Origin of the sequence: Flavilitoribacter nigricans DSM 23189 = NBRC 102662, from assembly GCF_002646595.1 — a bacterium.
GTDB lineage: Bacteria > Bacteroidota > Bacteroidia > Chitinophagales > Saprospiraceae > Flavilitoribacter > Flavilitoribacter nigricans.
The window spans coordinates 32,186-54,856 of sequence record NZ_PDUD01000033.1; the positions used below are offsets into that span (position 1 = coordinate 32,186).

The window sequence follows — 22,671 nt, forward strand, 5'->3', positions numbered from 1 at the left end:
AAGTAGTACAAAAAAAATTCCAACATACACCGACGAATTAGCAGGGGCTTCCTTCTCTGGAAGTTTCGACCATCCCCCATCCTTCACAAATGTGATCTTGATTATTCCGGACGGCCCCGTGTTGCCCGGAGGGATTGTTTATTGCTCTTTGGATAAGAGCGAATCGGCAAACTTATTCGTCAGGACCATGATCTTCCTGGATCTCCCGGCACCGATAAGTTTGAACCCCTGCAAGTTTAAACTTCACCTTCAACAAGCGGACTAATCTTTCAAGCAAGGCATTAAAAAACGCAGCTTGCCGTAATGCTACTGTCATTTCGGGCAGAAAGACTGACGTGAAACTGGTCTGATCCTGACGAGGCAAACCCCTGCAGGATACGACCACTTTATGTCGGCATAGCATTTGGCAACGGATTGTTCACCCGTTTAATGCCATTATTATGAAACCAAATTTTACTCCGCTTAAGTCTTTTGTTTTACTGCTTATGCTGATCCTGCCCGGGGCAATATCTTCCCAGGATATCGAATTTGCTGTGCTGCCTTTCAATCGCGTCGGTAATCTTATCTACGTGGAAGCGATTGTGGACGAACAGTCCGGCTATTTCCTGATCGATACCGGTTACCGGGGCGTACTGCTGAACAAAACGTACTACGACGGTATGCCGACCGACCTGCATCTGCAGGGATCGAACGGCATCGGTGGGCGACTGGAATACAAGAATGTCGACCTGCGTCTGGGACTGCTGAACGTAGAAAACATCGATGCAAATGTGGCCGACCTGAGTAAGCTGACCCAATCGATCGGTATTCCCCTGCACGGTATGATCGGGAGCACCTTTTTTCAGGATTTTGAACTCATGATCGATTACAGGAATAATAATGTGGTATTGATCAAACTGGATCGGAACGGGGAAAAGACCGTAGAGCTACCCACCATTGTTGCCCCGACGGATACGCTTTCTTTCCATTTTAAGGGACACCTACCGGTGATCTCCGTGCATATCGGGGGACGGGAATTCCACCTCGGGATCGATACCGGCGCCGCTGCCAATCTTTTCCGGTCCGACAGTTGGTCCAAACTGGAGGAATTTGTCTGGGACGAAAGAGAACAATTCCTGCGTGGATTGGGAACAATGCGCCGGAAAACCAAATCCGGAATGCTCTCCGAAGTGCATTTCGAAGACATTCCTTTTCGTTCCATGCGGACCCTGTTCGGCAATATCGGCCACATCAACCGGGATCTGGCCGGACCTAATCTGGACGGCATTGTAGGTTACGAATTTTTGCACCAGTATACGATGGCTTTCAACTACCGGAAACAGGAATTGTACCTGTGGCGGGTTGAGCCGATTGAGGATGCCGCTGAGGTGGATTATACCGCTGACAATCGGGATAAGTAATCCATTGAACGGGGTGTGAGTCGGATCGAACCGCGACCGACTCGTATTCCGGTATTTGCTACTGCGGTAGGGGCATTAGTACGGAAAGCGCATCCTTTGTATATTCGGGAAGGATTTTCCAAAAGAAGGTATGGGAAATAAGTCCACCGGTCCGGCCGCAGACGCTATACCTTCTTCCATCATAACGGCCCTCAGCATGCTCCTTACCAAAAGACTGTTCAATCGGATCCGGCAGATCAACTGGAATATGATCCTGTTGGAATTATTCATCGTGTTTGTCGGGGTTTACCTGGCTTTTCTGCTCGGTAATTACCAGGAAAAAAAGCGGATCGCCTCGGAAGCCGAAAAGATCTACACCAGTCTGAAAGTTGAGCTGGAAGGCATCCGTTTCAATTTTCCCCAGCGGGCAGCTTACCAGCGCAGTCGGAATGTAGAGTGGGATTCGCTCTGGGACCAGGGAGGTTATGCCCCGCTTTACCAATGGCGGTATATACAACCGCAGTACGATTTCACCACTATTGAATACGCCCTGAAAGCCCAGGGAAGTACGATCGTCAACTTCGAACTCTACGAAAGCCTGACCGAACTCTACCAGGGCATTAAACGCCTGGAGCACCAGGAACTGCTCCTGACCGATATCGGCATGGAATACCGGAACGTACCCGCCGATTCGAACATGCCGACGGATGAGCTGGCTATTCGCAATGCCGATAACCGCCTGCTCTTCTATAAATTTATCGATCTGTCGAAACTGAGGGCGGAAGTACTGGGCGAACTGGTCACCCACGCCAACAACAGTCTGCAGATCATCGATAACCGGCTGGGGAAGGACGATCGCCGGCGGATAGAAATGGACCTGATCCGTGAAAATCTGCCCCGATTGATAGCCGGACGCGACCTGCCGGAGGCCATGATCAAAAAGCAGATCGAGCAACAGTTTCCCAGCCTGCGGGAACGGGATATCCGGCAACTGATGGAGGAATTACCGGGTGATAAATAGCCGGCGGCTATGTAGGTCGGTTGGTATCTGCCAACGCCCTGAAGGGAGCTGCGGCCCCGTTTTTTTACCAAAAATGCCGGTCGGGCGTTTGCTCCGCGACAATTCTCCGGATCTTCGGTTTTCAATTTCTGCTCTCCGAACAATCATCGGCTAAACCGATTACAGGTTTAAAGAGCCCTTTCTTATTTGACGATATCCCACACATGGAAAACCAGGAATCAACCGGATCGGTGCAGCAAAGCCGTCTGCCGCTGTATATCAGTGCAGGCATTTTAGTGAGTTTGGTAATACTGTATTTCGCAGTTCCCGGAGTAAAAAGTTTTTTGAATGAAGCCTACAGCGTACTGACCAGCCAAAATGAAGACCGCATCTCCAAGTGGGTGGAACAACTGGGCTTCTGGGGCCCCCTGCTGATCATCGTCGGTATGATCGTACAGATGTTCCTCATCATTGTGCCCTCTCCCTTGCTGATGTTGGTCTCGGTTCTGGCCTACGGAAAGATCTGGGGCGTTTTAATATCGGTAACGGCCGTGCTGGTCGCTTCCTCCATCGGCTACCTGCTGGGTTCGCTGTTGGGGGAGGTCAGCGTGGAAAAAGTGATCGGGGAAAAGAAAAAAAGAAAACTGGAATCCTTTGTGGAGCGGTTCGGGGTCTGGGCGATCATTCTGTTCCGACTGATCCCTTTTCTGTCCAATGACGCCATCAGCTTTGTCGGTGGCCTGCTGGGCATGCGGTACATCAAATTCATTACGGCTACCGCGATCGGTATTGCTCCCCTGGCCATTCTGATCGCCTATTTCGGTGAAAATAATCACCGCCTGAAAAACGGTTTGATCTGGATCGCAGCGATCGGGATTGTGTTTTTTATCGGCTACTACTTTTACCAAAAGCGGCAGCGGGACTAAATAGCATTTTTAAAAAGTTCGTACATTGTTTGAAACGAAACGATCAACAATGAACACCAACCTGCTCAGAAAGATCCTGGCCGGCTTCTTCTTGCTGGCCCTGATCCTGCCCGCCTGCCGGCACTCCTCACCGAAAACCAGCGTTTCCATCGTTGGGGAAGCTTTTCATATCAATGGTCAGCCCACTTACGCCGGCCGCAGCTGGCGGGGAAATAAGATCGAAGGTCTGCTCTTCAATTCCCGGATGGTGCAGGGTATCTTCGACGATCTGAACCCGGAAACGGCCGTCCGCTGGAAATACCCGGATACGGATACCTGGGATCCCGACCGGAATACGGACGAATTTGTCGCGGCCATGGCCGACTGGCAGGCCCACGGGCTCCTGTCCTTTACCATCAATCTGCAGGGAGGCAGCCCGATGGGCTACGGAAATAAAAACTGGTACAACTCGGCCTACGAAGAGGATGGAGCCCTGCGCCCGACCTATATGGCGCGACTCAAAAAGATACTGGACCGGGCGGATGAACTGGGCATGGTGCCCATCGTGGGCTTGTTTTACTTCGGACAGGACCAGTTCCTGGCGGACGATGAAGCGGTGAAACGGGCTGCGGAAAATGCCGTCGACTGGATGCTGGAGCAGGGCTACCGGAACATCCTGATCGAAGTAGCGAACGAATGCGATAACCGCGGCTACGAGCGGGAGATCATCAAGGCCGACCGCATCCACGAGCTGATCGAGCTGATCAAAGGCCGCACGAAAGACGGCTTTCGCTTTCCGGTCAGTACCAGTTACAACGGCGGCCGAATTCCACGGGAGAATGTCGTTCGTTCGGCCGATTTTATCCTGATCCACGGGAACGGCGTCAGCGATCCACAACGGATCACCGAAATGGTGGCCGAGACCAAAGCGGTACCTGGCTTTCGACCGATGCCCATCGTTTTCAATGAGGATGACCACTACGGTTTCGAGGCGGATACCAACAACCTGGTGAACGCAGTGCGGGCCTATGCTTCCTGGGGATATTTTGATTTCAGACGGGACGGAGAAGCTTTTGCCTCCGGCTACCAGAGCGTACCGGTCGACTGGCGGATCAACGCTCCCCGAAAGATCGCTTTCTTCGAAAAGGTCCGGGAAATCACCGCTTATCCCCGGCGACCTTAAGGACCGTTCCGAGCCCGGCGGCAACCGGAACTTTCCCGGTTGATGGTGGCGTTTCCGCTAAAAGGATTTATTTTGCAAGTCGGCGATCGTCAGGGAAAGCGATCGTGCGAAAACAATAAACACAAGATTTTGTTTCCTTCCTGTGCTACACTTTACGACATATAAGCAAGATAAACATACCGAATGGGTGACCTTCGTACACGGTGCGGGCGGCAGTAGCTCGATCTGGTTCCGGCAATTGCGCGATTTTCGCAAGCACTTCAATGTGCTGCTTGTCGATCTACGCGGGCACGGCAAATCCAAAAAGCCGATCTACGAAAAACTGAAGGAGTATACCTTCGATAAGATCGGGGACGAGGTCATTGAAGTGCTGGATCATCTGCAGATCCGGTCCACGCATTTTGTCGGGATCTCTCTGGGGACCATCATCATCCGGGAGATCACCGAGCGGTATCCGGAGCGTACCCGGAGTATGATCATGGGGGGCGCAGTCATGAAACTGAATCTGCGTGGCCAGATCCTGATGCGACTGGGTGTTTTGCTGAAATCGGTAGTGCCTTATCTCCTGCTCTATCGCTTTTTTGCCTTCATCATTATGCCGCGCAAGAAGCACCGCGAATCCCGTAACCTCTTTATCAACGAAGCGAAAAAGCTCTACCAGAAGGAATTTAAACGCTGGTTTACCCTGGTGGCCGAGGTCAATCCGCTGTTGAAATGGTTTCGGATCAAAGACGCGGGTATTCCTACGCTGTACATCATGGGCTCCGAGGATCACATGTTCCTGCCGTCCATTACCAAACTGGTGCAGGATCACGATTCTTCGGAATTGTTCGTCATTCCCGACTGCGGGCACGTCGTCAATGTAGAGCGGCCGGATGTGTTCAACAACAAAGCCATTCATTTTCTCCAACAGTTGGATTAAGCTATCGTATGGATCTTTTTGAATCAGTACAACTGGAATTGTCGCGGAGCAATGCCGATCGTCGACACCCATTCCGTTTTTTCTATCTGGCCACCTTCGGGGATTATCCGGAAGTAAGAACGGTGGTGAAACGGGATTTCTCCGCAGCGGATTGGAGTGTATCCTTCTTTACCGACGCCCGTTCGCCGAAAGTCGGGCAGATGGAGCAGAATGACCGGGTCTCGGCGCTATTCTATCACCCCAAGCGGCAGTTACAGTTACGCATGAAAGGGCAGGCCCAACTGATTACGGCGGAGGATGCGGATTTTGGGGACTATCTGGAACAGGCCCGGCAGACTTCCGGCCTCAAAGATTATCGCTCGCTGCTGGCCCCGGGTACGGAGATCGAGGGGGAGGCCCCCGAAAAATCGGACGAAGCACTGCACTTTCTGGCCATCCGTGTTGTGCCCGTTTCCCTGGATGTACTGCAACTGGGAAAAGAACAGCACCTCCGCCGAGCTTACCGACGGGTGGGGGAGGAGTGGCAGCGTACTGTTCTGGTACCCTGACCTATCTGCGTCCGAAAAGCTAAAGACTGCGGCCGGCCGTGGTAAACTTTCCGGACTGAAAAGCGCATAAACTGGGGACTTTCCGGTAATTTTGGTCGAAATGTAACCGGATTGATAACCCCATTACCTACCTGCTGACCCATAGCCTCAGCTGTAGTTTGGAAAGAAAAGTATTCCATGAGAATTTTGGTTTTAGCGCTCCTGGCAGTCATCGTCCTGTCCTTCCCGGCCTGCCGTTCTGCGGCACCGGATCAAGCTGCAAAAATATCCCTGCTTACCCGTTTTCTGCCCCAAAAGGTCTATCACACCACGGTTGAAATAAATTCTACTTCCACAATCGAATTTGGCGGAGACGAAGAGATCATCGAGCGGATCAAAGCTCTCGGAAGCGGATCGGGCGTGGAAACGGAAGCCATGCAGACCCTTAAAACGATAAGCTATACCGGCGCGGCGGATCAGACGGGAATATTTCCCGTCACCATGGTGTACGAAGATGTTACCACCGTCCAGAAGGTCAACGGAGCGGAGCAAGACAGCAATCCCAGCCCCCTGCAGGGAATGAAGCTGTACGGCCGGATAAAAGACGGCCGGGAAATGAAAATAGATTCCATACCGGGAGATGGGATCAGCGAACAGTTCAAAAATACGCTGAAAACTTCCATCGAAGCGTCGACGGCGCAAACTTTATTACCGGATACTTTACTCGGTATCGGGGAATCCTTTTCCCAGGAAGTGCCCATGAGTATTCCGATCGGTGGAGCCCAGCCGGTCCAATTATTCGTCAACACCAAAAGAACGCTCACCAAAGTGGAGGGCGATCTGGCTTATTTTGATCTCGTCCAGTCGGTTCGCCTGGATATGAGTATGGATCAGGGCAACGTACAGGCCAGTGGCCAGGGTACCGGTTATGCGATCCAGGATCTGAAAAAGTTAAACGTTGTTGATTATATGGGAGAGCTCGCGATCGATATGGTCCTGCAGATCAATGGCCTGGAAATGAACACCAAGGTGGTAAGTATCAGCCGGGTTCGATCGGAGATCGCAGATCGGGACTAAAACCGGAAGTAGATCGTAGAGAGACGGCATTGATCCCGGCGGTGAGGTCAATCTTTCAGCAGGTTGAATTCGAAAGCCTTTTTCACCAGACCAGCCACGTTTTTGGCGTTCAGTTTTCGCAGCAGGGTTTTCCGGTGGGTGGTCACTGTGGTGGGGGAGATGAACAGCTTGTCCGCAATCTCATCGGTGGTGTATTCTTCCACGATCAGTTTTAATACTTCTTTTTCGCGACGGGTCAGTTTTTGAATAAAATCGGAGGTTTTGGGTTTCTTGGGCGCCAGTTTGCCGGCCAGTAGGGCTTCCATAACTTCCTTGCTGAAATAGCGGTCTCCGCCCATAACCGTCCGGACGGCTTCCAGCAGTTCTTCCTGGCCGGTATTTTTCAGCAGGTAACCATCCACTCCGGCATTGATCATTTTATTGATATAACCCGTGTTGCTGTACATGGTGAGCGCAATGATCCTGGGGCTGTCCTCCTGCTTTTTGAGTTCCTGGCAGATATCGAAGCCGCTCTTATCCGGCAGGTTGATATCCAGCAGAATGAGGTCTACCGGATGCTCCCGGACGACAGACAGGGTGCTTTCTCCGCTGTTCGCTTCGTATAGCGTACCGATTTCGGCTTCTCCTTCGAGCAAACCCCGGAGGCCGTCAATAATGATCTGGTGATCGTCTACCAATAATATGTTTGCCATCTGAAAAGATTTATTGTTCCGGTAGCGGTAGCTGCACCGTGAAGGTACTGCCGCTGCCTATGGTCGAATCCACGTCTAGTGTGCCTTGCAAATAATTTATTCTGGACTGAATGTTATCCAGACCGATGCCTTTTTTCGTTTTCGCGATATCAAAACCTTTGCCGTCGTCCTCAACCACGAGAATGACTTCATCATCTTCCACCGTCAACTGTACGATCACTTCGCGGGCATCGGCGTGGTTGACGATATTTTTCAGCATCTCCTGGGTGATCCTCAGCAGGGTGATCTTCAGGATGTCGGGCAGGGCTTCGTCGGAGCCGAAGGACATGAAATGGAATTCCGCGTTGTGGTTCAGAGACAGATTGCGGCACATATCCTCGATCGCAAAGAACAGACCCTGCTGTTCCAGTACGTAGGGCGTCAGGTTGTGGGAGATCTCCCGTACGGTAGTACAGGCCGTATCGATGAGCGACTCCGCTTTCTGGTAGGTCTGGAGCTTCTCCGCTTCCGGCAGTTTCCTTTTGATGCCGTTGATCTGCATTTTTACCGTTGCGAGAATGGCGCCCAGACCGTCGTGAAGTTCCTGGGCAAAACGCTTGCGCTCTTTCTCTTCTCCTTCGATAATGGCTTTCAGCCGCTGGGTCTCTTTTTCCTTTTCGAGGATCGCGATCCGCTGTTGGTTGAGCTGCTTGTTTTTCCAGTAAATAAAGAACAGCAGGAGCGCGAGCAGGGCCAGCAGGGCCAGTCCGGCCGCCAGCATCAGCAATTGATTGTTTTTTTTGAGAATGGCCAGTTGCTGGGCATTGATCCTTTCGTTCTGTTGGGCGATCTCCTTATCCTTTTTTTCGATATTGAAGCGGGCGTCGAGTTCCTTGATCACCCGGGTACGGTCGATGGAGGTAAGGCTGTCTTGGAGCTGATTGAACTCCTGACTAAACGCCAGTGCCTGCCGGTAATCGCCGGCCCGGCCGTAAGCTCCGGCCAGCAGTTCACAGATCTCCTGCAGATGCTTTTTATCGTCCATGATGGAAAACGCCTCGTAGCATTCTTCCGCGTAAGCGATCCCCCGGCTCAGATTGCCCTGCTCAATCTCCAGTCCGGCCAGCGCCTGTTTGATCGAGAGCGAACTCAGCGGATCCCGGGAATGCTTGCGAATATCCAGCGCTTCTAGGAGCAGTTCCCGCGCCTGGTTAAAATCCTGTCCTTCCTCGTATACCTGACTCAGCCGGATCAGTAGATCCGCGGTGTTGGTCTTGTTGTTCAGTTCCTGGTAAATGGCCAGCGCCGCTTCGTAGTTACTAATGGCGTTCTCTTTTTTATTCTGAAGCAAAAAGAAATCTCCCAGTTTTTTATAACAGTTGGCCTCGGCAAATTTCCGGTCCTTCAGGTGGGCCAGATTCAGTGCCTGTTGGTAGTAATTCTCGGCGGTTACCCACAGACTCTGGGCCGCGTGGATGTCGCCGATCTCGGAATAAACGGTGATGATGGAAAAGGTGTCCCGTTCGGTTTCGGAAAGCTGGAGCGCAGACATCAGGTGTTGCTGCGCATTTTCGTAATCGCCGCGTTCGCGGTACAGTTTACCCAGTGCGATGTAATCACTTAGCAGTCCCTCCGTATCCGACATGGCCAGTTTGATCTCCAGCAGCTGGTTAAAATACTGGATCGCGGAATCCAGTTGGCCGAGCGCATGGTGGCTGGTAGCGATCTGATTGATGATCTCTTTGGTCTCGCTTTCGTTGCCGTCCTGCCGGGCGTAGTGCAGGGCCGACTTCAGGTTGACGATGGCACTGTCGGTCTGTTGCCGGAAATTGAGCATATCCGCTTTCTTCTGGTAAGCGGTACTCAGCGGCCGGTAAAAATTACTGCTGCGGGCCAGCGGAATGAATAGATCGTACAGCGAATCGGCCTGGTCAAACTCCTGCTCAAAGTAGAAGTATTCCCCTTCCATGAAGTAAGCCATGGCGAGGCCCGGCTCGTATTCGGCCAGCTCAAACTCCTCAATTGCTTCCTGAAAAGAAGGATAATTACCGGTCTCTTCCGCGATCAACCACCTGGCCGCAGTTTTGTAAAAGACGGCAATGCCCCTGGTCTTCGGATCTCTGGATTTTTCCAGGATCTCGTTACAGCGTTCAAATGTAGTATCGAAGTCTCTTTTTTCCAGAGCTTCCTCAATGACCCGAAAGGCGGCCGGGCTATCTTCCAGAATGAGCAGATTAGTCTGACCGTGGATACGGCCGATAAACGCCAGAAAAATCCCCAAACCGTAAACGAGCCACCTGTTAGTCAAATCATATCTTTTTAGTAATGTGCCGTTAGTGCCAATCGAAAAGTGCGCTGCCGGTTATCCCAGCTTTTCCGGTCGACGTGCTGGGTGGAAACCGCCGCCCTCACCAGCAGGAACGAAGTAATATCATAACCGATGGCCAGAGAATGCCGCAATACATCGTTGTCCCATTCCAGGTCCTGATAGCCGGACGCCCGACTGAAATTCAGATGGTCGATCCGGTAGGCGATGTAGCTTCCGGGCAAGACCGGCGGCTCGTATTTAAGATCGAGATAGACCGCCAGGTTATTCAACTGGCGGGCCGCCTGCCCGGGATCAAATCCGTTGGCATCTTTATCGAATTCGGGTACGGTATAGGAGACCCGCATGAGTTCTCCGGATAATTCGAAAAAACCGCTACCCAGCTTGAAATCCGTTCCGATCACCGTTTGGGTGTAAGCGCTCAGATCAGAGAGTTGCTCATTCAGGACCGCAGATTGCATAAACGCGCCGCGGCTGAAGGAAATACCCTGTTCCCAGAAGTATACGGGACGAAGCTGAAGCCGGGAGACCAGTCCGATCTGCCAGGGATCGGTCAGGTTCGTTTTGGCATTAGCCGCGCCGTTGACGACCGCGATTTTCCAATTTACGACAGCGGGCTTAATATTCCAACTAAACATGGCTCCGGTAGCGTATCCGCCGTAATAAAGGTTCGCGCTGCCCCACTGCACCTGTTCGCCGATCTTGATCTTCTCCACGTCTCCCATGTTGGGTAAAAAGCCGATCCGTTCGGAAATATTCACGTAATAAGAGTAGGCCAGCGGTAACCCGATAAAATTGCGGTCGGTCGATAACTGCTTTTCATTGAACGAACCGAAAGGGTTGACGAACCTGCCCGCCGTCAGGCCGAATTTGCGTTTGTCCGACACCCACTGCACATACAGCTGGGGCACACTGAATTTGTCCAGTTTGCGGCCCAGGTCGCGTTCCAGGGACAAACGCGCATTGAAGGACCAGGTCTGTCCGATATCCATCTTGCCCAGCAGGTTGAGCTGACTGATACCCAGCCGGGCTTCGGTATGCTCGGCGTCGATCTCATTGTAGTAGTAATGGGATTTATCACCCGCCCGGGAAAATTCGAGATCGCCCAGGGCATTGAACTGGAACACGGTCTGAGCGGGCAACAGACCCAATAAAAAGAACAGGCAGCCGAAAAGCAGTAGCGATTTCCGGCCCGAAAGAAGAGGTAGTCTTGATCGCATGCTTAGGGGCGTTTATTTAATTTGAAATCCATTTTGAAGACCTGACCACCCCGTACCTCAATTTCGGATACTTCGTCGTCGCAACTGGGGTGGAATACCTCGACCCGGTAGCGGCCGTCCGGAAGGTTTTTCATTGAAAAGGTCCCGTCTTTACCGACCCGGCAGAAATAGGGGGTATCGAAGGAAAGGATCTTCGCGCTCATGTGGGAGTGTATGTCGCACATGAGATTGATCACGCCCTGCTTTTTGATCTTGATGCTGTACGGTACGTTGGGGGCCCGGCGGCCGATGTTAAAGCGCGAGCCCGGCGTATGGGACTGCACATTGTGGAAGAATTCGTCCTCGTTGAGAAAATGCACTTTGGAGCCGACCACTACGGGCAGAATGAGCGGCAGGAAGGTTTGCTCGGTCTGGGTGACGTACGCGTCTTCGGTCGGTTTAAGCTCCGGTTCAAAATCCAGTGGATGAAAACTGATGATCACATTCCGGTCCGGGGTAGCCATCGGGTCAGCCGAATGCATAATCTCGGTACCATCCTTATTGTATCCTTTCCCTTTGGACCATACCTCGGGGCAATCCATTGACACTACGGTGCCTTCCACCACATTGACGTCGTAGTGGAACGGAGAAAGGGCAAACGCCAGGAAAAGAAGGGCGGCGCCGATTAAAATTAATGATCTCATGTTAGTTTGTTTTAGATGATTGGGTCCAGTGTAGATCCGGTAGTAAAGCGGTCATACATTCTTGTTGATGGAAATTAGAAAAAAAAAGGGACAAAGAAAGTTCCCGGGGCACCAAAAAGCCGATATGAGAGAATAGCACAAGGATTTGCAATAATAACTAAAGTGGAAACCGGCCGCATAGCCTCCCCATAAATGAGGATATTGCTCTAACCCCCAAAAGGGTGGATGTTCGGTCTGGGTATTTCGGGCACCTTTGTAGTATCAGTAATTGAAAAATCCTATTGACTAACTTATAAACCTAAACACCATGAAAATTACGAAGATCCGCTTTACGAAGATCCAGCTTCAGCTTACTATGGCCCTATTGGCGTGTTTCCTGATCGGCACCATGGCCAAGGCGCAGCCCGCAAACCGCTTCCTAAGCAATAATGCCGTACAAACTACCTTTCAGGCGAAGCAGAAACAGGGACCGGCCACCAATTTCCCGGATCGTTATAACCTGCCCGAGAAATACCGTCCGGCGTTTGAAAATATGCCGGTATGGAGACTCCAGTTGCGGGTGCATACCGCCAATAAAGAGAATGCCGGTACCGATGACGAAGTGTATACCCAGCTTACCAGTGCTGCGAGCAGCCTGTACTATCTGGATCGCGCCGGGGACGATCGCGAACGTAACAAAGTGAATACCTACGAGATCGTTGATCCCAACATCCGGACCATTTCCGATATCAAAATGCTTAAACTGACGATCAAAGGCAGCGACGGCTGGTGTGTGGACCGGATCGAACTCCTGGTAAACGGCGTCAGTGCTCCCATTTTTAGAAAATCCATCAGTTCGGGCAAATGGCTGGACCGGGGTTCCGGGAAAACGCCCAGTTTGTACATTTCCGGCTCCGAAATGAGAAGATACCCCGCTTGGAAATACACTTCCGCCAATAGGGCGATCTGGTTGCCGCCGAGCATCATTCGCCGGGCCACGCTGGAAGCGATCGTGGAGTCCTACGTAGGGCACATGATGAACGCCGAACCCGATATGAGAAAACTGGAATTCGGTAAAAAATACGGCCGTGCCTACGTGGAAGCCAAGCCGGCCGGTGGCAACAAACTGCATTTTGACCTGGATCTGGTCTACGATACGACCATCGACCTGGAAACGGACGTTGATTTTGATCTGGTAGTTTCCTGTGATAACAAACAATTGAATCTGCGCGCTCAGAACGTCAAGGCCCAGGTGAACGTACCGCTCATTACAAGGCTGATCCGGATCTTTAAATCGGATTTTGCCAAAATGAAACTCTATGCGATCAATTTCGGTAGCTCAGGAGTGCCGTACTGCCCGAGCCTGCGGGTGACCTCGGCCGGTGATATCACCATTCGCCCGTAATACCGATTAGATACCTGAAATCCCATAGCTAAATGACTGGCAGTTCGTCCCGGTGGCCTTTTTGGTTGCCGGGGTGTTTTTTTTGGACAGGTGTGAGGGGGCAGGTGTCAGGTGTCAGGAGAGAGGGGGGAGGTGTCAGGGGTGTCAGGCTCCTGTTTTTCGGTAGGTCCAGACGGCCAGCGTTCCGAAGAACAGGCTAACGATGGCCATCGCCACGAAGTGTTCCTGGACATCCGCAAAAGTGCTGCCTTTGAGCATGACCTGCCGCATGACCTCCACAAAATGAGCGATGGGATTGGGGTAGGTCAGATACTGCGCCCACTGTGGCATACTGTCGATCGGGGTGAAGAGGCCACCCATCAGAATGAAGATCATCATAAAGAACCAGGCGATGAACATGGCCTGCTGCTGGGTGTCGGCCATGGTGGAGATCAGCATTCCGATGGCCAGTACGGCGAGCAGATTGAGGACACAAAATCCGAAAATGAGCCAGATACTGCCGATAATCGGGATGTTGAAGATCAGTTTGCCCGCTATCAGGCCGATGGCCAGGTCGAACAGTCCGATCAGCAGAAAGGGCAGGAGTTTCCCGAGGATTAGCTGGTATTTCCGAATGGGGGTCACGTTCAGTTGCTCGATGGTGCCGATCTCCCGTTCCCGGACGACGTTCATCGCGGTCAGGACCAGGATCAGGATGGTGACCAGCGTGCCGAGGATGCCGGGTACCATGAAAGTCCGGTAATCGAGCAGGGGGTTGTACCAGTGCTGAAAATTGACTTCAATGCGTCCCTGGCCGGCGGTCATGGCCAGAATCTGTGGGGCGATCTCCGCCCGTACTTCCCGGTTGAAATCCTGGATCACCCGGTTGGCGTAGCCGTTGGCAATACCGCCTTTGGAGCCGTTCACGGCGTTCACCAGCAATTGCATATCGGCCCGCTGCAGCCGGTAAAGGTCGCGCTCCATGCCGGCGGGGATCAGCAGCACGATGTCGGCTTCATCCTTCTGCAGCAGCAATTCTGCGTCCTGCAGGTTTTGCGGTGCCCCGCTGAGCAGGAAATAGGTAGAAGCCGCGAATTTTTGGGTCAGCCGCCGGGAATACGTGGAATGGTCCTGATCGTAAATGGCTACTTTGAGGTCTTTCACCTCATTACTCGCCGCAAAGGACAGCACGATCAACTGTACCACCGGCACAACGGTCAGCAGCGGCAGCATGGCCTTATTGCGGAACACCTGCAACAATTCTTTCCGGATCAGAACGAGTATAGTACGCATTTGCTGATAATTTTAAACTTTGAAAATTCAAGCTTTTGCTTTCGACCTAAAAATTGAATTAGCTAAAATCCAATCCCCCCCTCACCAAGTCACCAAGTCTCCCCTTCACCCAATCTCCCCCTCACAAACTCACCCCCCCAGTCGAATACTAAAATTCTTCCAGCTCAGCAGCAAAAAGAACACCGTCATACCGAGCAAAACGACCATTTCATTCCAGATAAAGGTCAGCGCGCTGCCTTTCAGCATGACGTCCTTCAGCATGATGATGAAATATTTGGCCGGGATAATGTTACTCAAATACTGCAGAATGACCGGCATGCTCTCAATCGGGAAAATGAAACCCGACAGCAGCATGGTCGGCATCATGAGCATGATCAGGGAGATCATCATGGCGGACTGTTGCGTAGTGGTGCGGGTAGAGATCAGGATACCCAGGGCCAGCGCCATCAGGATAAAGACCAGCGAGAGCCCCAGCAACAGCCACAAACTGCCTACGATCGGAACCTTAAAAACGAAATAACTCACCGCGAGAATGATCACGGTATTGATCAAAGACAGCAGGATATACGGCGTTACCTTGCCCAGGATAATGGTCATGGGCGAAAGCGGCGATACCAGGAGAAGTTCCATGGTGCCAAGTTCTTTCTCCCGGGCGATGGTCAGGGAGGTCATCATGGCAGAGACCAGCATCAGGATCAGGGTCATAACGCCCGGTACGAACATGAACACACTCAGCAATTCGGGATTGTAGACCATGCGGGAATCGACGCTGATCTGAAAGGGTAGGGGCCGGTTATCAGTCTGTTCTCTTTGAAAACCCTGAACGATGGCACTGGCGTAGTTGACCAGCGTATTCGCCGTATTGGGGTTGGTGCCGTCCGTGATCAGCTGGATGTCGGCCGTGCGGCCGCTGTAGTAAGTAGCTCCGAAGTCCGCCGGAATGATCACAGCCATTTTGATCTCGGCGTCCTGAAAAGCCCGCTCCACCTGATCGCGACTCTGGTAGGTATACGCCAGGGAAAAATGCCCGCTGGCTTCGAGCCGGGTGATCAGTTCGGTGCTCAGCGCATCTTTTGACTGGTCCCATACGCCGATGTCGGCACCCTTGAATTCATTCGTTACCGCGTAGCCGAACAGAATGATCTGCACCACCGGCATCCCGAACAGGATGAGCAGGGTACGGCGATCCCGCAGGATGTGGTAGAACTCTTTTCGTACGAATGCAAAAAACGATTTCATAGCTCTTGGTTTTGGGCGGGACTTTATCCTCTGGCCAGTTTGACAAAAACTTCATCCATCGATCTCGCCTCAAATGAATCTTTCAAACCGGAGGGCGTATCCAGCGCGGCGATGTTACCATCCACCATAATGGAAACCCGGTCACAGTATTCAGCTTCGTCCATATAGTGGGTGGTCACGAAGATGGTCGTTCCCCGGTCGGCGGCGGCGTAGATCATTTCCCAGAATTCCCGGCGGGTGATCGGGTCGACCCCTCCGGTAGGTTCATCGAGGAAAACGATCTCCGGATTGTGGAAGGAGGCCAGTGCAAAGGCCAGGCGTTGTTTCCAGCCCAGCGGAAGGCTGGCTACCAACTGTTTTTTTACGGATCCGATCTGCAGTTCCTGCAGGAGTTGCTCCGTTTTGGATTTGATCACGGAGCGGGACAAACCGTAGATATTGCCGAAAAACCAGATGTTTTCCCCGACGGTAAGATCCTCGTACAGCGAGAATTTCTGACTCATGTAGCCGATGTGCCTTTTGATCTGCTCAGGCTGGGTGCGCACATCGTAACCGGCTACGGAAGCTTGCCCCGCTGTGGGTTGGGAAAGGCCGGTAAGCATCCGCATGGCGGTGGTTTTCCCGGCACCGTTGGCACCCAGAAAACCGAAGATCTCTCCTTTTTTTACCGAAAAACTGATCGCATTGACGGCGGTGAAACTGCCGAATTTTTTGGTCAGTTGATCGGCCTGTATGACGTATTCCATGGTTGATGGTATTGGATTGGGAATGCCGCTGGGTGCATCCCTGCTTTTTAGGGCTTATCCGGTCTATTTGGGGCCGTAGGCCTACAGGTTCATAAAACAGTCTTCAACGGTGGCCTCCGTTGGGCGGACCACCACTTCGCGGTGTTGCCGTGCGGCCAGAAATTCCCGGATATCCATCGGGTCGACCGGATGCCGGGTACTGAGGTGCAGGAATTCTCCGAAAGGGAAAACCGATCGGGTAGGGGAATATTCCCGCAGATCCTGCAGCAGTTGATAGCGATTTTGGGCCCCCACCTCAAACAACGGGTGCGGATAGGCGGCCGTCAGTTCATCGGGCGGCGCAACGGACAGGATCCGACCCTGGCGGATGAGGCCGATCCGATCACAAAGCTGGGCTTCATCCATATAGGGGGTAGAGACCAGAATGGTGATGTTCTTGGCCTTGAGCCGTTGGAGCATCTCCCAGAATTCCTGCCGGCTGACGGCATCCACGCCGGTGGTCGGTTCGTCGAGAAACAGCACCCGGGGAGCGTGGATCAGCGCGCAGGATAAGGCCAGTTTTTGCTTCATACCGCCGGAAAGCTGTCCGGCCCGCCGTTTGCGAAACGGCTCGATCTGCTGGTAGATATCCTTGATGAGGTCGTAATTCTCTTCGATGGAGGTCCCAAAGATGGTGGCGAAAAACCTGAGGTTTTCCTCCACGGTCAGATCCTGGTACAGCGAAAACCGGCCGGGCATATAGCCCAGGTGCCGGCGGATCTGCCGGAAGTCACGTACGACGTCCCAACCGGCCACCGTTGCGTCACCGGCATCCGCAAGCAGCAAAGTGGCCAGGATGCGGAAGAGAGTGGTTTTTCCGGCTCCGTCCGGACCGATCAGGCCGAACAGTTCACCGCTTTGGATGTCCAGATGAATATCCTGCACAGCCTGCACCTTTCCGTAGGCCTTACTGATCCCGTTGACTTGTATGCTATTCATGGCTGCTGACGATTGGTTTGGACGCCAGCCAGACTTCTCCGGGCATACCGATCTTCAACATGCCGTCAGTATTGGGAACATCGACTTTGGCCGCGTAGACCAGGTTGACGCGTTCTTCCCGGGTCTGGATGGTTTTGGGCGTGAATTCTGCTTCGCTGGCGATCCATTCGATCGTTCCCCGGTAGCTCCGCATCGGAGCCTCTCCCGGCTGGTCGATCAGGACCTCTACTTCCTGCCCAAGCTGGATATTGCTGAGCTGGTTACCACTGAAATAGGCCCGCAGCGTGACCGTATCGAGCGAGGCGATCCGGTACAGCGCCGTGCCGAAATGGGCCATTTCATTGCCTTTGGCCATCTTGGTCAGCACCGTCCCGCCGATCGGATTGTAGATATAGCACTTGCGCATCTGTTCGTCGAGTACCGCCAGTTGGGCGTACAGCGGATCGGCTTCGCTCAGAATGCCTCGGTTGGCATCGTTTACCCGTTGGCGGGCGGATTCGATCTGCTTGGCCACCACATCGATCTGGGCCTGGATATCATCCAGTTGCTTGGGCGTAGCGGCCTTATCGGCCAGCAGGGCTTCCACCCGCGCTTTTTCCCTTTCCAGACTCCGGGTTTGCTCACGGAGCACCTCGATCTCCGGGAGCGGACTGCGGGTTTTGGCGGCCAGGGCCGCAATGGTTGCCTTGATCTGTAACTTTTGGAGATGCAGTTGGGTGGTATCGATCAATCCGACCAGCCTACCGGCCGCCAGTGGCTCGCCTTCTTCCACGTTCAGGTAGAGCAGCCGGCCGTTGGCTTCCGCTCCGATGATGGTGGGATCGGCCTCGAAATTTCCGTAGGCATCGGCTCTTTCTGCTTCCGGCTGGCAGGCTACGAAGCTGAGCAGGATCAATAGGATGGGTATATTTTTCATTGGTTGATTATTGTATTCTGGTTAAAGGTCTGATCAGTGGTGGTTTACAGCAGCCCTTTTTGGGTGAGGTAATCGATCTTGAGTTGCAGCAGTTGCAGCTGATACAGTTCCTGGTTCATTTTAGTCTGGGTAATCGCATTGGACTGGATCAGGTAGTCATTGGTGGTGGCCACGCCGTGCTCCAGTTGGGAAGCAGTTTGCTCCAGTAGTTCTTCCTGCAAAAGTTGGATGGCCTCGCCCTGTTCAATAAGTTGTTGTAGCTTGTTTTCATCGGCGATATACTGGCCATCCAACACATCAAGGTTATGCAGGTAGGTAGCTTTTTGGGTATCGATCCTTTTAGCTTGTAATTCGAGCAATTGATGATCTTTTTCCTTTTTCCCCCAGTCGACGATATTCCAGCGAAACTGAACACCGGCCAGAGCGAACGGACTAAGATCGGTATCAAAAAAGTTCAGGGGGTTGGCGTAGCCGGCTCCGGCCCGGACGAATGCGCTCAATTGCGGTCGCCGCTGCGCATCCAGTATGGCCTGCTGACTGAATACCTGTAATTTTTGTTGCTGGAATAAGGTCAATTCCGGCCGTTCGGCCGCGGCGGGAATGATGGTTCCCGGCAGATCGGGCACGATTAGGCTGGTGCGGCCATCCAGCAGACGGCCGATGAAATAGCTCAGGCTGGCCATTTGCCGGTCGATGCCGGCCGCCAGTTCCTTCCGTTTGCTGTCCAGACGGAGCAGCTCTACCTGCAGCTTGGTGACCTCGCTGGGTAGTACAACGCCTTCACGCTGCCCGGCCTGTAATTGGTTGAGCCGGACTTCGAGGTCGGCCCGCGTCTGGAGTAAAATGCTGTCCTGGGACCGGCCGAGCAGGATACCGAAGAACAGTTGGTTCACCCGCTGTTTTAGTTGCGCCACTTCAACTTCCAGGGATTGCTTTTTGACTCCCAGTTGGGCCAGCTCGATCTGCTTTGCGGCTTCAATCCGTCCACCATCGTAGAGGGTGTAGCTGGCCTCCAGGGTGGTTTGCCCGTTCAGCTTAGGTTGGCTGATCCTTTCGCCGTTGGGCAGGCTGAAAGGTACCTCTACACTTTCCGACTGATAGGTAGCCTGGGCGTTCCAGCTGATCTGGGGACGTCGGCCGAGGTCCAGCTTTTCCAGTTGCAGGCGGGTAATGGCCTCGTCGATCTCTCCTTGTTCGAGTAGGGGATAATTGGTCCGGGCCAGCGACTGACATTCCTCAAGCGTAAGGGATTGTGCGCTGAGCAGTACCGGAATCAGGGCTAATCCGATGAAGATGATCCGTGTGATATTTTTCATTTTATCGAATGGTTTAACTAACTGGTTAACTCAGGGGTAAAAAATTTTACAATTTATTCGACCTCCAAAGCGGCATGGATAAATCGTTTGATCATTTCGGCCCGGTCGTCCATCATCTGGTCCCAGTTAAGGTCGTCCATCTGGGTAACGGATTGGATGATCGGTCTGGCAACGAACGGGAAAACGCACATGGAGAGAATATTCATGAAGAGGTGCATGGGCACAAAGGTCCTGATCTCCTTTCTTTCCATGGCTTCCATGATCTCCATCATCAGTCTGGCAACATTGGGCAACCCCGGATTGGCGGTGACCTTTTGCACAAAGCGATCCGGATTCTGACTCAGTTCGTGGATGACAAAGAGCGGTATATGTGGGTGTCGCCTGATGTTGGAAATGTATTCATCTACGAAGGCGTCGATTTTTTCCAGCACACTTCCCTCCAGGTTGAGCACGGCGTTCAATTTGGGCATGATCTCCTGAAACACCTCTTCAAAGATCTTTTCGAATAGCTGATCCTTGGAACGGAAGTAGTAGTGCAGCAAAGCCTTATTGATGCCCCCGGCTTCTTCGGCAATCTCCTGCATCCGGGCTCCGGCGTATCCTTTTTGCACGAATATCGACTTGGCAGCGTCCTTGATCCGGTCTTCCGTAGATTGGTCTTTTGGCATTGGTCAAATGGTTTAACTAAATGGTTAAAACAAAAGTAGGGGGTTTCCCGGAAAGATGCAAGTGTTAAAATCAAAAAAAATGAAATCACCCTTTCGGGCCTGCCGTTCATACCATAAGAAAACTCGCTCTTTTGCAGCACTCACCCGGGCCGGATTTTATTCGGCCTATTTTTTTTCCGATATTGGCGCGCAAATTCTTTGGAATGAAGAATAAGAAGCAAGGCACGAGGCGCAAAGCGATAATCTGCAACACCCTACCCACTACCTTCTTATCCAACGTTCCTCATTGCTCATTCCTGAAATTAACGATATGTCTAATTCTCCTCTTCGCGTATTAGTAGCCGGTTGCGGTAATATGGGGACCTCCCACGCCCGGGCTTACCACCAGTTAGCCGATTTTGAAATTGTAGGTCTGGTAAGCCGTGGGGAAGCCAGCCGGGAGCGCCTTTCCCAGGAGCTGGGTGGGTATCCCACCTTCGGCGATTACCACGAAGCACTGGCGGCTACCCAGCCGGATGTCGTCTCCATCAACACTTATCCAGAGACCCACGCCGAGTATGCCAAGGCTGCTCTGAAAGCCGGCGCGCATGTTTTTGTAGAAAAACCGTTAGCGAACACGGTGGAAGAATGCGAAGAAATTGTCAGTGCCGCCAAAGCGGCCAACCGCAAGCTGGTGATCGGCTATATCCTGCGGGTACATCCCGCCTGGAAAGCCTTCATCGGTAAGGCCCAAACACTGGGTAAACCCCTGGTCATGCGGATGAACCTCAACCAGCAGAGTAGCGGGAAAACCTGGGGAACCCACAAGCAGTTGATGAAAACGATGTCTCCCATCGTAGACTGCGGTGTACACTACGTGGATGTGATGTGCCAAATGACCGAATCCCGGCCGATCCGCGTAAGCGCCATCGGAGCGCGCCTGACCGATGAGGTGGCGTCGGATATGTACAATTACGGTTGCCTGCAGGTGACTTTTGCGGACGGTTCGGTGGGCTGGTACGAAGCCGGCTGGGGACCGATGATGAGCGAAACGGCCTTTTTCATCAAGGACGTGGTGGGCCCGAAAGGCTGCGTAAGCATCGTGGAAAGAGACAAAGCTTCCGATGATATTGACAGCCACACCAAGACCGGAACACTTCTGCTGCACCACAGCGAACTGGGAAGTGACGGAGAATTCGCCAAAAAAGATGAACTGATCGACACTTCGGACGAGCCGGATCACGACGGACTGTGTCTGCTCGAACAGGAATACCTGCTGCGGGCCATCCGGGAAGACGTCGACCTGACCAGTCATATGGAAGATGCCGTAAACAGCCTGCGCATCGTACTGGCTGCGGATGAATCTTTCAAAACGGGTAAAACGGTCGAACTGTAAGCGCCCGATCGGCACTGCCCAATTCAAGAGCGGGTGGTCTGTGCTGCCGCCGGACCACCCGCCCCAAAATTCCCGCCCCATGAAGGATAACTTTTCCCGTCAATCCGGCGCTTACGCCAAATTCCGGCCGGTTTACCCTCCCGAACTCTATCAGTTTATTTTCGGACAGCTCACCCATTTCGACCGGGCCTGGGACTGCGGTACGGGCAACGGGCAGGTAGCAGCTGCACTGGCCACCCGCTTCGGCGACGTGGAGGCTACGGATATCAGCGCCCAACAGCTGGAGCGGGCGGTTCGGAAGCCGAATATCCACTACAGTTGTCAGGCGGCTGAGACAGCTGATTTTCCGGCAGATCACTTTGATCTGATCACGGTAGGGCAGGCCATCCACTGGTTCGATCACGATCGGTTTTATCCCAAAGTGCAAGAGGTGTTGAAAACCGGCGGAGTACTGGCTGAATTTGGTTACCGCCTGTTCCGGTCCACTCCGGCGATCAATGAGGTGATCGATCATTTTTACCAGGAGATCATCGGCCCGTACTGGGATGAGGAACGCCGGCATATTGATGACGGTTATGCGCGCATTCCCTTTCCGCTCGAGCCTATTCCTGCACCCGTACTTTTCATGGAATACCGCTGGACCTGGGATGAACTTTTGGGATATCTCTCTACCTGGTCGTCGGTGCAGCATTACCTGCGGCAGCGGAAAACAGATCCGGTAGCGCTGATCCGCGCCGAACTGGAAAAAGCATGGGCTGGAGCGGACCACCGGGGTATCCGGTTTGAGATCCTGCTGCGCATTGGGAGAAAGTGAAAATTTAAAAATAGGGCCCTTCCATCTTTCCCGAGCATTTCGTATCTTTATTAGCCAGATTCTCAATGGT

General features: G+C 52.8%; 22 protein-coding genes. 11 read left to right on the forward strand and 11 right to left on the reverse strand.

The features are described 5' to 3' along the window. Nucleotides 1–440: 440 nt before the first annotated feature. From CRP01_RS27745 to CRP01_RS27775, 7 genes are all read left to right on the forward strand, one after another. Nucleotides 441–1,400, forward strand: coding sequence for a pepsin/retropepsin-like aspartic protease family protein (locus CRP01_RS27745; RefSeq protein ID WP_143473559.1), 960 nt, complete (start codon nt 441–443; stop codon nt 1,398–1,400). Nucleotides 1,401–1,530: 130 nt separating this feature from the next. Continuing rightward, the gene (locus tag CRP01_RS27750; protein WP_099153323.1) at nt 1,531–2,400 is read left to right on the forward strand and encodes a hypothetical protein; all 870 of its coding nucleotides are present in this window, start codon (nt 1,531–1,533) and stop codon (nt 2,398–2,400) included. A 203-nt stretch (nt 2,401–2,603) separates the two neighbouring features. Next, nucleotides 2,604–3,305 carry a TVP38/TMEM64 family protein gene (locus tag CRP01_RS27755; protein WP_099153324.1) on the forward strand — a complete coding sequence of 234 codons (702 nt, stop codon included), beginning with the start codon at nt 2,604–2,606 and terminating at the stop codon, nt 3,303–3,305. Between the two features lie 49 nt (nt 3,306–3,354). Further along, nucleotides 3,355–4,467, forward strand: a complete 1,113-nt coding sequence (locus CRP01_RS27760; protein ID WP_233752773.1) for a hypothetical protein — start codon at nt 3,355–3,357, stop codon at nt 4,465–4,467. A gap of 142 nt (nt 4,468–4,609) precedes the next feature. Further along, on the forward strand, nt 4,610–5,389 hold the full coding sequence (locus tag CRP01_RS27765; protein ID WP_099153325.1) for an alpha/beta fold hydrolase: 780 nt from the start codon (nt 4,610–4,612) through the stop codon (nt 5,387–5,389). Between the two features lie 8 nt (nt 5,390–5,397). Further along, complete coding sequence (locus CRP01_RS27770; protein ID WP_099153326.1) at nt 5,398–5,937, forward strand: pyridoxamine 5'-phosphate oxidase family protein; 540 nt, start codon at nt 5,398–5,400, stop codon at nt 5,935–5,937. 177 nt (nt 5,938–6,114) lie between these two features. Then, a complete protein-coding gene (locus CRP01_RS27775) occupies nt 6,115–6,993 on the forward strand; it encodes a hypothetical protein (protein WP_099153327.1) in 879 nt (292 codons plus the stop codon). Nucleotides 6,994–7,040: 47 nt separating this feature from the next. On the opposite strand, the gene CRP01_RS27780 is transcribed toward CRP01_RS27775, so the two are convergent. Genes CRP01_RS27780 through CRP01_RS27795 form a run of 4 tightly spaced genes read right to left on the reverse strand, consistent with a single transcriptional unit; the run spans nt 7,041 to nt 11,893 of the window. Further along, nucleotides 7,041–7,685 (reverse strand): response regulator, encoded by a 645-nt coding sequence (locus CRP01_RS27780; protein ID WP_099153328.1) that lies wholly within the window; start codon nt 7,683–7,685, stop codon nt 7,041–7,043. A 10-nt stretch (nt 7,686–7,695) separates the two neighbouring features. Then, nucleotides 7,696–9,972 (reverse strand): ATP-binding protein, encoded by a 2,277-nt coding sequence (locus CRP01_RS27785; protein WP_099153329.1) that lies wholly within the window; start codon nt 9,970–9,972, stop codon nt 7,696–7,698. 11 nt (nt 9,973–9,983) lie between these two features. After that, on the reverse strand, nt 9,984–11,210 hold the full coding sequence (locus CRP01_RS27790; protein WP_099153330.1) for a hypothetical protein: 1,227 nt from the start codon (nt 11,208–11,210) through the stop codon (nt 9,984–9,986). Between the two features lie 2 nt (nt 11,211–11,212). After that, nucleotides 11,213–11,893: a carboxypeptidase regulatory-like domain-containing protein gene (locus tag CRP01_RS27795; protein ID WP_099153331.1), complete on the reverse strand. Its 681-nt coding sequence runs from the start codon at nt 11,891–11,893 to the stop codon at nt 11,213–11,215. A gap of 307 nt (nt 11,894–12,200) precedes the next feature. Between CRP01_RS27795 and CRP01_RS27800 the strand changes: the two genes are divergently transcribed. Next, a complete protein-coding gene (locus CRP01_RS27800) occupies nt 12,201–13,277 on the forward strand; it encodes a PLAT/LH2 domain-containing protein (RefSeq protein ID WP_099153332.1) in 1,077 nt (358 codons plus the stop codon). A 144-nt stretch (nt 13,278–13,421) separates the two neighbouring features. Here the strand turns inward: CRP01_RS27800 and CRP01_RS27805 are convergent, their stop codons facing one another. The 7 genes from CRP01_RS27805 to CRP01_RS27835 form a co-directional block, all read right to left on the reverse strand. Continuing rightward, the gene (locus CRP01_RS27805) at nt 13,422–14,549 is read right to left on the reverse strand and encodes an ABC transporter permease (RefSeq protein WP_099153333.1); all 1,128 of its coding nucleotides are present in this window, start codon (nt 14,547–14,549) and stop codon (nt 13,422–13,424) included. 129 nt (nt 14,550–14,678) lie between these two features. Continuing rightward, on the reverse strand, nt 14,679–15,788 hold the full coding sequence (locus CRP01_RS27810) for an ABC transporter permease (protein ID WP_099153334.1): 1,110 nt from the start codon (nt 15,786–15,788) through the stop codon (nt 14,679–14,681). Nucleotides 15,789–15,811: 23 nt separating this feature from the next. Next, nucleotides 15,812–16,534: an ABC transporter ATP-binding protein gene (locus CRP01_RS27815; protein WP_099153335.1), complete on the reverse strand. Its 723-nt coding sequence runs from the start codon at nt 16,532–16,534 to the stop codon at nt 15,812–15,814. A gap of 81 nt (nt 16,535–16,615) precedes the next feature. Further along, complete coding sequence (locus CRP01_RS27820; RefSeq protein WP_099153336.1) at nt 16,616–17,512, reverse strand: ABC transporter ATP-binding protein; 897 nt, start codon at nt 17,510–17,512, stop codon at nt 16,616–16,618. Further along, a complete protein-coding gene (locus CRP01_RS27825; protein WP_099153337.1) occupies nt 17,505–18,428 on the reverse strand; it encodes an HlyD family secretion protein in 924 nt (307 codons plus the stop codon). The genes CRP01_RS27820 and CRP01_RS27825 overlap by 8 nt, the downstream gene beginning before the upstream one ends. 44 nt (nt 18,429–18,472) lie before the next feature. Continuing rightward, complete coding sequence (locus CRP01_RS27830) at nt 18,473–19,744, reverse strand: TolC family protein (protein WP_099153338.1); 1,272 nt, start codon at nt 19,742–19,744, stop codon at nt 18,473–18,475. A gap of 53 nt (nt 19,745–19,797) precedes the next feature. Next, entirely contained in the window at nt 19,798–20,412 is a 615-nt protein-coding gene (locus tag CRP01_RS27835; RefSeq protein WP_099153339.1) for a TetR/AcrR family transcriptional regulator, read from the reverse strand. A 79-nt stretch (nt 20,413–20,491) separates the two neighbouring features. Here CRP01_RS27835 and CRP01_RS43215 point away from each other — a divergent pair, with 79 nt between their 5' ends. The 3 genes from CRP01_RS43215 to CRP01_RS27845 all read left to right on the forward strand — a co-directional run bounded on the left by CRP01_RS43215 (nt 20,492) and on the right by CRP01_RS27845 (nt 22,601). Further along, nucleotides 20,492–20,626: an ephrin type-A/B receptor gene (locus tag CRP01_RS43215; RefSeq protein WP_143473560.1), complete on the forward strand. Its 135-nt coding sequence runs from the start codon at nt 20,492–20,494 to the stop codon at nt 20,624–20,626. A 96-nt stretch (nt 20,627–20,722) separates the two neighbouring features. After that, nucleotides 20,723–21,787 carry a Gfo/Idh/MocA family protein gene (locus tag CRP01_RS27840; RefSeq protein WP_099153340.1) on the forward strand — a complete coding sequence of 355 codons (1,065 nt, stop codon included), beginning with the start codon at nt 20,723–20,725 and terminating at the stop codon, nt 21,785–21,787. A gap of 79 nt (nt 21,788–21,866) precedes the next feature. Beyond that, nucleotides 21,867–22,601 carry a class I SAM-dependent methyltransferase gene (locus CRP01_RS27845; RefSeq protein WP_099153341.1) on the forward strand — a complete coding sequence of 245 codons (735 nt, stop codon included), beginning with the start codon at nt 21,867–21,869 and terminating at the stop codon, nt 22,599–22,601. Nucleotides 22,602–22,671 lie beyond the last annotated feature (70 nt).

Coding starts and splice junctions, on each gene's coding strand:
- CRP01_RS27780 (WP_099153328.1), bottom strand. CDS start 7,685: ATGGCAAACATATTATTGGTAGACGATCACCAGATCATTATTGACGGC.
- CRP01_RS27845 (WP_099153341.1), top strand. CDS start 21,867: ATGAAGGATAACTTTTCCCGTCAATCCGGCGCTTACGCCAAATTCCGG.
- CRP01_RS43215 (WP_143473560.1), top strand. CDS start 20,492: ATGAAATCACCCTTTCGGGCCTGCCGTTCATACCATAAGAAAACTCGC.
- CRP01_RS27825 (WP_099153337.1), bottom strand. CDS start 18,428: ATGAAAAATATACCCATCCTATTGATCCTGCTCAGCTTCGTAGCCTGC.
- CRP01_RS27790 (WP_099153330.1), bottom strand. CDS start 11,210: ATGCGATCAAGACTACCTCTTCTTTCGGGCCGGAAATCGCTACTGCTT.
- CRP01_RS27775 (WP_099153327.1), top strand. CDS start 6,115: ATGAGAATTTTGGTTTTAGCGCTCCTGGCAGTCATCGTCCTGTCCTTC.
- CRP01_RS27745 (WP_143473559.1), top strand. CDS start 441: ATGAAACCAAATTTTACTCCGCTTAAGTCTTTTGTTTTACTGCTTATG.
- CRP01_RS27830 (WP_099153338.1), bottom strand. CDS start 19,744: ATGAAAAATATCACACGGATCATCTTCATCGGATTAGCCCTGATTCCG.
- CRP01_RS27760 (WP_233752773.1), top strand. CDS start 3,355: ATGAACACCAACCTGCTCAGAAAGATCCTGGCCGGCTTCTTCTTGCTG.
- CRP01_RS27770 (WP_099153326.1), top strand. CDS start 5,398: ATGGATCTTTTTGAATCAGTACAACTGGAATTGTCGCGGAGCAATGCC.
- CRP01_RS27835 (WP_099153339.1), bottom strand. CDS start 20,412: ATGCCAAAAGACCAATCTACGGAAGACCGGATCAAGGACGCTGCCAAG.
- CRP01_RS27795 (WP_099153331.1), bottom strand. CDS start 11,893: ATGAGATCATTAATTTTAATCGGCGCCGCCCTTCTTTTCCTGGCGTTT.
- CRP01_RS27800 (WP_099153332.1), top strand. CDS start 12,201: ATGAAAATTACGAAGATCCGCTTTACGAAGATCCAGCTTCAGCTTACT.
- CRP01_RS27810 (WP_099153334.1), bottom strand. CDS start 15,788: ATGAAATCGTTTTTTGCATTCGTACGAAAAGAGTTCTACCACATCCTG.
- CRP01_RS27750 (WP_099153323.1), top strand. CDS start 1,531: ATGGGAAATAAGTCCACCGGTCCGGCCGCAGACGCTATACCTTCTTCC.
- CRP01_RS27820 (WP_099153336.1), bottom strand. CDS start 17,512: ATGAATAGCATACAAGTCAACGGGATCAGTAAGGCCTACGGAAAGGTG.
- CRP01_RS27840 (WP_099153340.1), top strand. CDS start 20,723: ATGTCTAATTCTCCTCTTCGCGTATTAGTAGCCGGTTGCGGTAATATG.
- CRP01_RS27815 (WP_099153335.1), bottom strand. CDS start 16,534: ATGGAATACGTCATACAGGCCGATCAACTGACCAAAAAATTCGGCAGT.
- CRP01_RS27805 (WP_099153333.1), bottom strand. CDS start 14,549: ATGCGTACTATACTCGTTCTGATCCGGAAAGAATTGTTGCAGGTGTTC.
- CRP01_RS27755 (WP_099153324.1), top strand. CDS start 2,604: ATGGAAAACCAGGAATCAACCGGATCGGTGCAGCAAAGCCGTCTGCCG.